The 13,521-nt window shown below is 65.5% G+C and carries 12 protein-coding genes; 1 reads left to right on the top strand and 11 read right to left on the bottom strand.

The annotated features are described in order from the left end of the window. Window positions 1-2 precede the first annotated feature (2 nt). From VF632_RS10740 to VF632_RS10730, 3 genes are all read right to left on the bottom strand, one after another. Entirely contained in the window at window positions 3-731 is a 729-nt protein-coding gene (locus VF632_RS10740; protein ID WP_331022882.1) for an endonuclease NucS domain-containing protein, read from the bottom strand. 247 nt (window positions 732-978) lie between these two features. Continuing rightward, the gene (locus VF632_RS10735; protein WP_331022881.1) at window positions 979-1,773 is read right to left on the bottom strand and encodes a hypothetical protein; all 795 of its coding nucleotides are present in this window, start codon (window positions 1,771-1,773) and stop codon (window positions 979-981) included. A 410-nt stretch (window positions 1,774-2,183) separates the two neighbouring features. Beyond that, on the bottom strand, window positions 2,184-2,543 hold the full coding sequence (locus tag VF632_RS10730; protein ID WP_331022880.1) for a hypothetical protein: 360 nt from the start codon (window positions 2,541-2,543) through the stop codon (window positions 2,184-2,186). On the opposite strand from VF632_RS10730, the gene VF632_RS10725 reads away from it, so the two are divergent. Further along, window positions 2,542-2,793 (top strand): hypothetical protein, encoded by a 252-nt coding sequence (locus VF632_RS10725; protein ID WP_331022879.1) that lies wholly within the window; start codon window positions 2,542-2,544, stop codon window positions 2,791-2,793. The two genes, VF632_RS10730 and VF632_RS10725, sit on opposite strands and share 2 nt — an antisense overlap. Before the next feature lie 486 nt (window positions 2,794-3,279). Here VF632_RS10725 and VF632_RS10720 read toward each other — a convergent pair whose 3' ends face one another. From VF632_RS10720 to VF632_RS10685, 8 genes are all read right to left on the bottom strand, one after another. Next, entirely contained in the window at window positions 3,280-3,846 is a 567-nt protein-coding gene (locus tag VF632_RS10720) for a hypothetical protein (RefSeq protein WP_331022878.1), read from the bottom strand. Between the two features lie 167 nt (window positions 3,847-4,013). Continuing rightward, a complete protein-coding gene (locus VF632_RS10715) occupies window positions 4,014-4,964 on the bottom strand; it encodes a hypothetical protein (protein WP_331022877.1) in 951 nt (316 codons plus the stop codon). 210 nt (window positions 4,965-5,174) lie between these two features. Then, window positions 5,175-5,612, bottom strand: coding sequence for a VOC family protein (locus VF632_RS10710; RefSeq protein WP_331022876.1), 438 nt, complete (start codon window positions 5,610-5,612; stop codon window positions 5,175-5,177). Between the two features lie 83 nt (window positions 5,613-5,695). Next, the gene (locus tag VF632_RS10705; RefSeq protein WP_331022875.1) at window positions 5,696-8,086 is read right to left on the bottom strand and encodes a TonB-dependent receptor plug domain-containing protein; all 2,391 of its coding nucleotides are present in this window, start codon (window positions 8,084-8,086) and stop codon (window positions 5,696-5,698) included. 49 nt (window positions 8,087-8,135) lie between these two features. Next, window positions 8,136-9,368: a Kelch repeat-containing protein gene (locus VF632_RS10700; RefSeq protein WP_331022874.1), complete on the bottom strand. Its 1,233-nt coding sequence runs from the start codon at window positions 9,366-9,368 to the stop codon at window positions 8,136-8,138. A 50-nt stretch (window positions 9,369-9,418) separates the two neighbouring features. Beyond that, entirely contained in the window at window positions 9,419-10,531 is a 1,113-nt protein-coding gene (locus tag VF632_RS10695; RefSeq protein WP_331022873.1) for a serine hydrolase domain-containing protein, read from the bottom strand. 118 nt (window positions 10,532-10,649) lie between these two features. Continuing rightward, on the bottom strand, window positions 10,650-11,873 hold the full coding sequence (locus VF632_RS10690) for an alpha/beta fold hydrolase (RefSeq protein WP_331022872.1): 1,224 nt from the start codon (window positions 11,871-11,873) through the stop codon (window positions 10,650-10,652). Between the two features lie 290 nt (window positions 11,874-12,163). Continuing rightward, window positions 12,164-13,510: an NTP/NDP exchange transporter gene (locus VF632_RS10685; RefSeq protein ID WP_331022871.1), complete on the bottom strand. Its 1,347-nt coding sequence runs from the start codon at window positions 13,508-13,510 to the stop codon at window positions 12,164-12,166. Between the last annotated feature and the right edge of the window lie 11 nt (window positions 13,511-13,521).

Here is a 13,521-nt window from a genome sequence, read left to right as displayed (position 1 = left end):
TATCAGGCATGTCCATCTCTAAATGAGAAGCGCACGCTATATTTTCGAAGAACGAGGTTCGGTACCATCCGTGCGGCAGACTTAGCTCTAGAGTCGAATTCGAAGGCTATCAACACACCTCGAATGGGAGTGCCGTCCTCTTCAACAGCGACATCACCCATGTAACTGAGGATCTGCGCCACAGCCCGTTGACTCGCAACTCCAGCTTTGAGCTCCACCACCACTATCGCGCCGGTCGCGTCTCGAGCAGTGATGTCGATGAATCCTGATTCCACTGACCGCTCGACGCCATCGTCAATGATGACTAGTCCGGGTTCGAGCTGACTTATCGCCAGTCGCAACGCGGCTTGCATGTCACGCTCAAGCCCGATCCGATGCCCCATATCCTCGGCGACATCGACCGATCGGGTCTGCGCAACGTCGCTGTCGCCCTGCGGTAGGTCACCTGAATCTCGAAACCTCCGATACCCCTCCACGGCACTCCGGTAGGAAGCTAAGTTGGCTCGGAGGTCGCCTTCGATTGGGATGAGTGTCGGATTGGGCCGATTCCGGCGGAGATCCTCTGTCGAGTACCGCAGAAGCGCCAGGAGTGTGGTCATCCGGTCGTTCGCGTAGTGCTCGTCCAGGTCGCCGTGGAACTCTTCTACGCGCGCTACGCGGTGGATCTGTGCTGTTACGGTATTTGCAGCGTACTTCTGATCCAGTAGCCACTGCCGGTACTCGCTTATCATCGGGCATCCAAGTTTTGCGTGTGGGGCAAGCCGGGACGGCCAAGGACGAAAGCCGCTGAGCCTAGAGGTACAAGGGTCAGGGGTGCGGGGCGGGCGCTCAAGCCTTTTGTCCGGCTAAAACATGCCCGACGCGCATCCTTGCAGCCGATTGTTAAGCCGCGCGCGCACCGTTGTCACATCCCGCGGATCCTAGACGGCCGCGCCGCTGAGACAGGCAACGACTAGGCTGTGCTAGGTCGCTGAAAGTTCACTTTTTGTCGACCAAGGTCAGGGCTGCTGCGAGGTCGTCGCATTCGAAGGTGGCGGACGTCAGCCGCTTGTGTAGGATCGCTAGCAAGTCCGAAATGGCAACCTCCTTTACCTTTACCTCATCGATAGTTTCGAGTTCACGGCTCTGGCCCCGAGTAATGATCCACACCTGCCTGGTTTTGCCCGTGACGTTTATACTCTTCCAACTCGTACCACCATCCACTCGGCGGAGTTCGAGTTTTAAGCGCGCGTCTGTGGCGAGTCTATTCGCATAGTTCTCGATCTGTGCACGCTTGAATTCATAGTAATCCGAGCGAAGAGTGCAGTCATACATCACTGCCAGGTTTCCAACGTGGAAAAAGCCATCCGCCTTCCCAGCCTGATTAGCTCGGTCGAATTGGTATAGGTCGTGTATTCCGAGCAACCGGAGAAGCAGAAAAGTGCTATCTTCAAATTCTTCGGGGTTCTCCACCTCGTTGATACGCTCCAGAGAAGATCTAACTTGGCTACGAATTGTCTCGGTAGTGGTAGCAGCGCCCTGTTCGACTGCTGGGGTGCTACTTGCATCCGGCTCACGCTCGCTGCTGAGCGGCTGAACCGCCTTTGCTCGGCGGTTGGCTGCATTCGGAGTGAACGTCACCTGCATCCCTACTTCGAGTTGCGGATAAGGGACTCCAGCAACTTCGGCATGTGTAAAGTAGTAGTCGCGGCCGCCATCGGGGGCCGCAACAAATCCCCAGCCGTTTCCGGGGTTCACCGTATCTGGGGTGAGGCTTTTGATATAGCTCTGCATCGACAAGTCAGTGGTTGGATGTACGTCGTCTGCCTGACTCCTACATGCTATTTAGGCAGACAACACATGCTATTCTGCAAATACTCGCATGGAAGCAGTACGTCACGGGATCGCGCATCAGCCCAAGTGGTGGAAAACTGGCCGGCCTAACGACACAAGGGTCAGGGATGCAGGGCCGGCGTGCAAAGCCTGTCGTCCGCCGAAATCATGCCACGCCCCGCATCCCCTGCAGCCGATCATTAGGCGGTGACCACCATGCGCACGTTGCGCGTGAGCGCCACCACAAATGACGAAAGCCATTGCACCTCGCGCAGACTGTGACGCTGCAGTCGAGCGATCCCATGTCGGCGATAGTCAGGGGCTACGTGCCACGATTCCGAGCGTCAGCACGATCTCCCGTGAGAAAGAGTTCACTGCCGAACCAGTTCATCGACCCCCCATACCTTCTGCGCATCGTTGAACCAATCGAGCATGCGCGTGATGTCAGAGGGATTGTAATTCCGCGCGTTCCTCAACTCCGCAAACTCTGACTCCGTTATAGGATCTATCCACCAGGCGTTCAGTTCGATGTCACGCCAAATTCCCGTTTGTTCCGTATCTTCGTATTTAGCCGCGGTTTTGGAAACCGACATTTGGCTCGACCGGAGATGAATTTCAAGGTTTCGCAGTTCACGGATGATGTGAAGGAGCGGATTCGGTGACGAGGACGAGCGAATTACCTGGACTGGCCGTCCAACTGCCTTCAAATCGCGGGAGAGCGAATCTTCCATGGATATGTACTTTGGCGCACTCGAAGCGGTGGCCAACTCCTCGATCAAGCTCGCCCGCTACGCACCGGAAGACGAGCTGGCAATGGATCTGCTCGTCGCGGCATCGGTGCTGGAGTTCGGCAGCAGCCTGCGCGAGGCGAGGGATGGGGCCACGCAATGGGCGCAGGCGCGGGGATGGCACCGCTTGCGTAAGGATTGCACGGCAGCCGCAGGAGGATCTGCGACTGCCGTGAAGCTTTCACGGACCTAAAACGCAGTCGTTGTTCTGTTGCAGCGCTCTATCGCGACATCCTCGGCCGACCGTCCACCGTTCGGGGACGAATGGAGCGTCGGGTACGATCCAATCTCCTTGAAGTACTCCACACCACGTCGCACGCAGGCGTCGATTTCTTCCTGATCTACACCGTCACCACACGCGGCAAGCGTCAGCAGTGCAGCTACCCAACAGACGTGGCGCTTGGGACGCATCTTTCATTGCTCACAAGTTGAGGTGCCTAAACGACACAAAGGTCAGGGGTGCGGGCGCCGGCGAGCAACTCTTTCGTCTGCGGAAAGCATAGCCGGCCCCGCATCCCCTGCACCCGATTGTTGGGCCACCGTTTGAGGTGTCAGACCTAACAACCGCGGTTCTTTTTTGGGTGAAGCGCAGCGTGTCGCCGGTGCGAACTCCTGCGTGGACGTTCGTCGGTCGAACTTGATCCCATGTGCTTCAGGCACCTACTCGGCAGAAGCCTCGTCAGCCAAGGCGTTGGGGATCTACTTTCAGCCGGCGTTTCGCTGTCGCATCGCGAACGCGAGTAGCTTCTCGCCGCGCAGCTTCTACCCATGCCTTCCACTCGTTCCGCGGCGTGTTTGAGCGCAGCGTATCCGCAAGCTTGTTCATATTTTTCGAGATGTCCCACTCAGCCGGGAGTAGCTGATCTTCGAAGAAGCCAAAATAGAAGAAGCAGAACAGTGATCCGAATAAAGGCGAGACAAAGCGACTGTCCACCAATCTGTGATCAAGGGCGATACGAAGACGATCATAGAACCCTGAGATTACCCATACCGAATGGAGTTCATCCGGAACTTCCCGGATCAACTCCCCAAGATGGTAGTCGGAGTATGCAGCAAGAGTTGCTTGTGCATCCATCCGAGCTTTCATCATCGATTCCTGATTCAACTCTCGATGAAGATCGAAAGCCATGGTTTTCCGAGCGTTGCTTCGCTCAAACCAAACCGTAGCGAGAACCCCGAGGATCGCGCCGCCGAACCCACTGATCAGATTGGACGTAGTGTCTAAGTCTAGGATGCCAAGCATCATCGATCTCCGGAGTCAGCTATCTGGTTTAGCATCGTCGCTCTAACCACACTTCAGCGCGGGAGGCACCAGCAGTAGCCGCGATGCTTGCCCAGAACCGGCCGCTGGTCCGCGGCAACATATTGTTACCCTGCGGAGCACCGGTGTGCATGTACAACGATCCCTAGCCGCTACGGCTCGAATGACTCGATAAACGTTACCGCCTGAACGATGTCGTCCGTTGCTAGCACGAGACGATCGAAATCTTCACGCGAAAACAGCGCACGTAGCACAGGGAGAACCGGAAACGTTTCGGTCCAGTACTTCACTCCGAATAAAACCATTGGACTGAAGTGGCCAAACGATCGATAGTAGTTCTGCGCAGCATCTTGGAAGATCTCCTGGATCGTGCCGGCTTTCCCTTCGGCGAAGACGACGCCGTGTGAGCCCAAGGCTAGGAGGCCGTCCTCCCGGATGCTGTTCTGAAAATACTTCGCGATGTGAGACGCCAGCGGGGTGGCAGGTTCATGCCCGTAGTGCCAGGTTGGGATAGCAAGGCTCTCGCCGCGCACTGTAAGAGAGGAATGTATCTCGAACGCGGGCGCAAACCACCGGTGAGCGGCCTCGACAAGCTGTGCGTCAGCTTGGCCGCCGCTATCGACAATCGCGCCCAGTGCAGGGACAACCGCTTCGTGCGCGAGCTTCCGCAGTGATGTCCCCAAAGCATCGTCCGGATGTGGAGCGAGCGCCGCGCCAAGGTGGCTGGCTTCCATCGCCCCGGGACCCCCTCCACTGCAAACGAGAAGGCCGCTCCGCGTAAGCCTTCTTGAAAGATCGGCAACTGAGGCGTAAGCAGGCGAATTTCTCGCGAGTTTATGGCCGCCCATAATCGCCACGACTCGCTTCTGACTAACGAAATCGAGGGTCGCCTGAGTGATGGCGCTGTCGTGCAGCGCCTGCATCATACCAGAGTAGGCGTTCTTCGGAGCACTGCGCCCTTCGCGCACAAAGTACGTGTAGGCGGCAAAATCTGGAGTATCCGCCCAAGAAGAGGGGATTCCGGGGTCGAAGCGCGCGAAGAGTTCGTCGCTTGTATAAACCTCTTGGCGAATCGGCTGAAAAGGTAATTGGAGCTTGGGCATTTAGGATATCCTTTACGGAAGTGAGTCTGTTCTGCCTAACACCAGGGTCAGGGGTGCGGGGGCGGCGCGCAAGGTTTTTGTTCACCCAACAGCATGAACGGCCCCGCATCCCCGCGGCCAATCCTTTTCGGTATGTCGGGCCGACCCGCCTTATCGACTCCACGCCGCGTCACGTGTCGTTGCCGCGAGCCCAGTTGGTCCGACGCGGCCTCAGCGGAGCTCTTCGGCGAGCCCGATGAGAATTCCTTCGGGCCCGCGGATGTAGCAGAGCCGATACGTGTCCTGGTAGTTGACCACTTCACCGACGAGTTCCGCGCCGCGCTGGCGGAGCCGGGCGAGCGTGTCGTCGATGTCCTCCACGGTGAACATCACGCGCAGGTAACCGAGCGCGTTCACCGGGGCGTTGCGGTGGTCGGCGACCACCGGCGGTGCGAGGAACCGCGACAGCTCCAGCCGGCTGTGACCGTCGGGGGTGCGCATCATGGCGATCTCGACGCGCTGGTTCCCCAGTCCGGTGACGCGCCCGGCCCACTCTCCTTCGATCGGGGCTCGCCCTTCGAGGTTAAGGCCAAGTTCGGTGAAGAACTCGATGGCGGCATCGAGGTCCTCTACCACGATGCCGACGTTGTCCATCCGCTTGACGGTCATTGGCGGTGCATGGGTTGCTATGTCGATGGTGCGTGGGCGGGCGGGGGCTCTGATGATCGCCCGCTGACGGTCACTTCACTGCCTCAGAAGATCCGGGCGGGACCCTCCGTTCGGACGGGCGCATCTTCCCGCGGCGCACCACCTACCGCGTAGGACGCGAAAAGCGACAGTAGCGGCCGCGCCGTTCGCCGGCGGCTCTCCTCCGTGAAGGATGCGTCGGCGACGCGGAATTCGAGGCGGTCGCTGCGGAACGGGTCGTCGAGGCGCAGGGTCACGCGCCCCCGGCCGCCGGCGAGCCGCTGCGTCAGCGCGAGTTCGCTGGTGAATGCCGGCCGGATCTCCCCCTGTTCGATCGTCTGTGCGCTCCGGCGGTATGCGTAGAGCTGCGCGGTGGTGTTCTCGGCCAGCCGCAGATCGACGGTGAGCCGCGCCGTGGCGTACACGCCGCTGCTGCTGAACGTGTCGACCGTCGTCCGCATGTGGGCGACGCTTCCCGCCAGCGTCAAGACGGTGCCGCCGGCCAGCCGTGCGCGCACGCTGGCGTCGGCGCCGGCGGCTCGCGTCCGGTCCAGGTTCATCAGCGTGGTCGTCGAGCCGCCGCTTGCCGTCGGCGCCATGAGCGGGCGGATGGGGTCCCGCGTCCAGCGAAGGTACGGCGTCAGCTGCAGCGTCAGCCGCGAGCCGTGCCGTTCCACGCCGAACTCCACCTGGTCCGAGACTTCAGGCAACAGCAACGGATTGCCGATGACCTCGTTCATCTCGTCCTCGGCCATGGAGAACGGGTTCAGCATCTCCGCCCCGGGCCGGTGGATGCGGCGGCCGTACGCGACCCGGTACACGAGAGCGCGGCGGGCGTCGGTCCATTCGCCGCTGATGCTGGGGAAGACGCGCACCGCCGTCCGCGCGCTGGCGGTGTCGAGCCGGATGGACGTGCGGTCCGCCTCCACGCGCAGCCCCGCCTCCGCACGCATGCCGCGCGTGGAGCGGTGCGCGGCGAGGTAGCCGGCGTGCACGTCCGTCTCGTAGCGGTAGGCCTGCGACACGGTTGCGTCGAAGTGGGTCTCATCGTGCGCGGCGGTGAGGGTGCGGAACCGGGATTCCTGCCCCACGCCCAGATCGATCCCCGGGAAGCGGATGCCGAGGTCGTTCCGCAGGACGTGCTCACGCTGCCGCGAGTCCATGGCGGTGGTCATGTACCGATAGCCCGCATCCTCGTCATCGTAGCCGCCGCGGAAATCCTCATCCACGAAGCTGGTGCGCGCCTCGGAAGTGAAGCGGACGCGCCCTTGATCCACGCGTGCGACGGCGCTCAGCTCCGCCGCCGGGATCACGTGCTCCACCAGGCTGCTGGTCGCGCTCGTCCCCCGGTTGCCCGCCGCATTCGTGTACACGAACGCGGTGCTGTTCCGGTACGCGCCGTCCATCCGGGTGTACGCGCCGCGCAGCGCCAGGGACATGTTCGGTGTGGGCGTTACGGCTACACCCGCAAGGAGGGAGTGCAGGCGATGCCTGGCACGAGCGCGGCTGTCCTCGTCCGTCTGGAGCGGGAGGTCCCCGGGCACGAGGCTCCAGCGCGCCGTCCTCGAGTCCGTCCGCGGCCGCATGCCGGACAGGGAGTACATCGCGTCCCAGCTCAGGATGCGGCCCACGTTGCCGCTGGCGGCGGCGGAGCCCATGTAGTGGTCCTCCGTCGCCACCGACCCCGCCAGGGAGCGCATGCCGGTGCGCCGCGCGGCATCATCTCGAAAGACGAGGTTCACCACACCGGCGGCACCATCGGCGTCGTGCCGTGCGGAGATGGTCGTGCCTGCCTCTATGCGTTCCAGCGCCGCCGCCGGCATCTGGCCTAGAAACGCGGTGAGAGCCTCACCCGTCAGCGGGATGCGCCGCCCGTTCATCAGCACGAGCACGCTCGTGCTGCCGCGCATGCTGATGCGCCCCTCCGCATCCACCTCCACGCCCGGAACCGTGCGCAGGAGGTCCGCGATGCTGCCGCCCACTGCCGCGGACGCGCGCGCGGCCACGACGGTGGCGCCGCTGCGCAGGTGCACCGCGTCGCGTTCCGCGCGCACCATCAGCGTATCCAGCCCCAGCGGGCCGCACCGGATGCGCACGGTGCCCACGCTCACGGGAGCGTGGGCAACGGTTGCCTGCCGGCGGTGCGGCTCCTGCCCCGGGTAGCCGATCTCCAGCGTGTACGTGCCGGCGCCGGTGCGCACGCTGAAGCGGCCGGCCGCATCGGCTACGGACGCCGCCACGAGGTGACGGCCGGGGCCGCTGCCGTGGAAGAGCTGCACGACGGCACCGCTCGACGGCGTTCCTTCGGCGCAGGAGGCGGTTCCCGTCAGCACCCCCTGCGCGCCGGCAGCCGGAACGCCGTGCCCTTCGTGCTGTGCCGCCGCCGGTGCGGGGATCGCCACCAGGGCACTCCACAGGGCGGCGATCGCCGCCGCTCGTGCACGGATGCGCACCATGGGCCGGTCTCCCGCCGCGTCCTTCAGCGCCCGCTGGCGGCGGTGCGCGTCATTCGCAGCTCACGACCGGGCGGTAGGTCTGGTTCAGCAGGCTGCCGAAGCCACCGCCGACGTCGGTGCCGCCGCCGACGGCCCAGATCAGGCCGTTCACGAAGGCCGACCCGACGACCCCGTGAACGGGCTTGGGCATGTCGGGAAGGCTCGACCAGGTGTTGGTGCGGGGATCGTAGTAGTCGTGGTCGGGCGTCATGCCGCTCGGCGCCTCGCCGCCCCAGACGTGAAAGCACCCCTTGGCCATGACCCCGTTCATCCCGCTGCGGCCGCGCAGCATGGGGGCTGCGGTGGTCCACGTCCGCGTTTGGGGGTCGAACACCTCGTGCGCATCGGATTTCAGGGGCGACAACCCGTTGCCCAGACGTCCGCCGACGATGTGGATGCGCCCGTCGATCGCCGCACCGGTGATGTGGTTGCGCTGGCTCGGCAGAACCGGCAGCACCTCCCATTGGTCGGCCGCCGGGTCGTAGACGGCGAAGTCGTTTCCGCGCGGCACGCGTCCCCCGGCGACGTAGATCTTGCCCGCGTGCACGACAGCCACCCCCCCGCTGCGTTTCGTAGGCATCGGCGCCTTCGCGACCCACGTACCCTTCGCGGGATCCAGCTCGTACACCGTGTTGACCGCCGTGGCGCCCTCCTGGTTGTCCGTGGTCTGGCCGCCGATCAGGTAGATCTTCCCGTCGACGGCCGCCGCCATCCCGTGGTTGTTAGGCTGCGGGAGCTGCGGTCCAAGCTGCCAGGTGTCGCTCGCGATGTCGTAGATCTGCACCGTGCGGGCCGTCTGCCGGCTCGGGGGATAACCGCCGAGGACGTAGATCTTGCCGTTCGATTCGGCGAGGGCAAACTCGGAGTTGTTCACGATCAACCCGGCGCGCTGCCCCCATTCGCCGGCGACCGCGACCCGCACGCGAACGCGAACGGAGTCGCGCACGTCCGGCTGGCTGGAGAGGGTCGCGACCACGTACGTGGAGCCGACCGCGACGCCGCTGATCGCGCCGCTGGCGCTCACGGCAGCCACGCCCGGGTCGCGCGAAACGAACTGTGCCGTCCCACCGGTGTTGAGTACCATGGCGGTAACCGAAGCAGACGCGCCCAGATCCACGGTGACGCTGTCGGCGGAAAGCGTGAGCTGCGGATCACCGCCCTGATCGACCGGCCCTTTGGCGCATGCCAGGGAGGCGGCAGCCGCCAGGGATGCAGCCGACAGCGAGATGGCCATTTTCATCATCACTCTCCAGGGAAGTTCATCGCTGCGATTGCGGGTGTCTGCGTCCTGGCTCAGGGCGTGGAGGCCGGCAGGCGGGGGAGGATGAAGGCCGCCACCTGTCCCGCGGCCGGCGGGTCCAGGTTCGACAGGACGACGACCACGTACCCGCCGTTCGGCTCGAACGCAAGCTCCCCGTTCATCCCCGGCGCGCCCCCGCTGTGCCCCACGAAACGCCGGCTGCCCACGACGCGGTCGACGAACCCGTAGGCATATCGCGTCCCCGGGCCAGTCTCCACCTTCCCGGCGAGGAGCTGTGCCGTGTGCGCCGGATCCAGGAGCCGGTGCTCCCTGAGCGCGACGGCGAAGCGCGCGAGGTCTCCCACGGTGGAGTACCCGCCCCCCGCCGGCGTGCCGCGGTAGGGCAGCGTGGGGGCGTTCGACACGAGCTGGCCCGGCACCACCTGCCGCGTATAGCCGACCGCCCGCCCGGGCACGAGCGAGTCCTCCGGCGCCGAGCCGGTGGCCGTCATCCCCGCCGGCGCGAGGACGCGCGCCGCGACGTGGTCGTAGTAGCTGGTCCCGCCCACCCGCTCGATGACGGCGCCCAGGAGCAGGAAGCCGTAGTTGCTGTACTCCCACTGCGTTCCCGGCTCGAACCGCAGGCCGCGCGCGCCGTAGAGCCGGAGGTAATCCGCCGTCGTGCGGAGCTCCAAGCGGTGCGCGGTGAACGCCGCCCCGAAGATGTCGCCCGTGCCGCCGGTGTGGGTGAGCAGGTGGTGGGGCGTCACCTTCAGCGCCATCTCCGCGTTCGGGTAGTCCGGGAGATAGGTGCCAAACGGCGTGTCGAGGCGCACCGTCCCCGCCTGCACCAGCTGCAGCGCCGCCACCCCGGTCAGCATCTTGTTCATCGACCCCACGCGGAACTGCGTGAGCGGCGTGTTCGCGACGCCCCGCTCCCGGTCGGCGAGGCCGTACGCGCCCTCGAACAGCGTGCGCCCGTCGCGGGCCACGAGCACGGCGCCGGAAAACTCGCCGGCGGCCGTGGCGGCCTCGAGCCGCGCGCGGAGCGTGCCCGCGAACGCCGAGTCCGCCGCCGCCTGGGTGGCGGCCGGTCCGGGTACGGTGGGCTCGCGAACGCCGCACGCGGCGCAGACCAGCAGGACCAGGGCAGCAACGATCCGCATCGGGTTCTCCGTGTTCAGCGGGTGGGACGTACGACTCATCGTTCGTGCGCCGGCAAGCACTTCACGCCGCGGGCCGCAGGGCCGCGTCTGCGTGGCCGCGCTCCTTCCCCGGGGGCGATCAGCTCGCCGGGATGAGGGGGTCGAGCCCGATCTGCCCGTTCAGCCATTCATGCCTGTCGATCCGCCCCTGGGGACCGAGTGAGTGCCCCGTTTCATACCAGCGGATCGTCTTGGGCTCCGGTGCGGCTGCGTGCAGCTCCGCCGCATTGGCAACGGGGATGAAGGGGTCCAGCGTCCCGTTTTGCAGCAGCAGCGGGACGTTGGCATGCCCAACGAATCGAATCGGCTCGATCGGTGCCATCGCTCGGATCCAGGCGACACGTCTGGCACACGTAAACCCGGGAACTTTGAAACCTCCCGGATCGGTGTGGAGCGTGACCTGGCCGCCGTGTCCAACGACGAGCGCCGCCGCTTTGAGGCGCCGTTCGATGCCGACGAACAGCGCACCCGTCGCGCCGCCCCAGCTGAAGCCCACGTAGGCGATGCGGCCATCGTCGACGTTGGGACGTGAGCGCAATACGTCCACGGCGCGTTGCAGGTCCTTGACCACCCGGATCTGCTCGGCCCGATCCTGGTCGGTCCACGTCAGGTAGGGCGGTGCCGCGCGGTGATTCCAGGGCGCATCGATCGCGATCACCACTGCACCGTGCTGTGCGTAGTTCTGCGCCGGCGCCGTCATGGAGCTCGCATTGCCGGGCAGGCCGTGCATGAGCACCATGCCGGGGCGCAGCCCCGGCCGCGTGACCGGGTCCCACATCTTTCCCGTCACCAGACCGCCGTCCGGACTGCTGAAGGATACGTTGCTGACCTCCACGCCGTCGTTCGTGGATTCGACCGTCTTCTGCAGGTTCAGGGGTGCATCGGCGTCGTACGCGAACAGGGCCCGGTCTTCCGCGGTGGCCACCCCGCCGAAATCGGGCCGTGCACCCGCACAGGAATCGGCGTGCACGCGAACGCGCACGGAGTCACGCACGTCCGGGCGGTCCGGGAGCGTAGCGACGACATAGGTGGAGCCTGCCGCCACCGCACTGATCGCCCCGTCGGCATTTACGGTCGCCACGCTCTGGTCACGTGAAACGTACTGCGGAGTGACGTACTGGATCGCCCCGGTGGTGGTACGTACCGTGGCGGTCAGCGCAGACGATCCGGATACACCCAGGACGACGCTGTCCGGGGAAAGCGTGAGGTGCGGACCGCCGGTCCGTTCAACCGGGCTCGTGCCGCACGCGAGGACCGCGGCTGCCACCAGCGTTACCGCGACGACTGCCTTTGCCGATTTCATTCATGCGCTCCAAGGAGGCTGTACGTACGCGGCGCTCTCAAACGCCTCTGCGGCGCATGTCATCGAAGGTCGAAAACAGGTCGTGCGCCGGAGCGGATGTGGGCGGAATGCAGCCGCGGCGAACGATCCACCCATCAACGTTCTTGCGCGCGTTTCATGGACAACGCGATCGCCGCGCGGCTGCGGTCGGCGCGCGCGCGGGTGTGTTCGCCGCCGACGCGGCAGGCGGTGCGCGGCGCCCGGGCCCATGAGCCCGGCGGTGACGCGTGAGGGATGGGTACCCTGGTGAGCTAGAGCGCGCCCACCCCGGCCCGCGCCGGGGTCTCGGCCGGGGCCGCCGCGGGGCGGTGCTCCGCCTGCCGCTCCTGCCGCCGGCCGAGCCAGGCGCCGAGGGCGGCCCAGCCCACGGCAAGCGGCACCGAGACCGAGATCAGCGCCGGGAGCCCCGTCCCCAGGCGCCCCAGCACCCCCTCCACCTGCGCGCCCAGTACGTCGCCGCCGCGGTAGACGAAGGTGTCGATGAAGGCCTTCGACTTGTACTTGTCGGTGCGGCTCACCACGGTGAAGAGCGTCTCGCGCGCGGGGCGCATGATGGCGCGCTGCACCGCGTTGAAGGCCGCCTGGAAGACCACCAGCGCCGCCAGCGAGGCCACCAGCGCCAGCCCCAGGAAGCCCAGTGCCACGGTGACCGGCAGCAGCGCCAGCGTCGCCGGAACGCCCACGTGCTTCATCAGCTTTCCCGCCACCAGTGCCTGCAGCACCAGGGTGGCGATCTGCGTGTAGAGGTCGATCTGCGCGAAGACCGTGGTGCGCATGTCCAGGTCCTCGCCCAGCGCGGCCACCATCTGCAGGCGGGTGAAGTAGATGAAGGTGGCGACCACCGCCAGGATCAGCATGTACCCCGCGACGCCGGCCAGGTACGGCGAGCGGAACACCGCCCGCAGCCCGTCCCACGCGCTCCCGCCGATCACCGCGCGCTCGTCCACCGCGGGGGACGCCTCGGGGTCGTCCAGGGCCGCGGGGCGGGCGTGCTCCGGCTGCAGCTGCGCCACCGCCCGCACCGAGAGCACCGCCAGCCCCAGCGAACCCGCCGCCACCAGCAGGAGCCCGGCGGTCCCCAGCGGCTCCGCCAGCCGCGAGGCGAGCCAGGGGCCGGCGATGGCGCCCAGCGTGCCTCCCACGGCGATCACCCCGAAGAGCCGCTTGCTCTGCTCCAGCGAGAAGCGGTCCGCCATCAGGCCCCAGAAGACCATGGTGGCGAACAGGTTGAAGACGCTGAACCAGACGAAGAAGACCATCCCGCTGGTTTCGCCGATGGCCGCCGGCGCCATCACCAGCAGGGCGTAGAAGACCAGCAGGCTGGCGGCGAAGAACAGGTAGGTGGCGTTGATGAAGACCAGGCGCCGGAAGCGGCTCACCAGCACCCCGAACACCGGGTTCACCGCGAGGGTGACCACCGCCGTGCCCACGAAGAGCCAGCGGATGGCCTCGATCCCCCGCTGCATCCCCAGCGCCTCCCGTGCGGGCCGCAGCACCATCAGGGCGGTGAGGATGAAGAAGAAGGAGAGCGCCGATGCGAGCACCGGCGCGGCCTCTTCCCGGCGGACCTCCGTGAAGCGCTGGAGGACGGCGGTCATCTCGAGCTCGT

Origin of the sequence: Longimicrobium sp., assembly GCF_036388275.1 — a bacterium.
Taxonomy (GTDB): domain Bacteria; phylum Gemmatimonadota; class Gemmatimonadetes; order Longimicrobiales; family Longimicrobiaceae; genus Longimicrobium.
The sequence above is the reverse complement of the archived record's forward strand: the minus strand, read 5'-3'. Positions and strand labels throughout refer to the sequence as shown.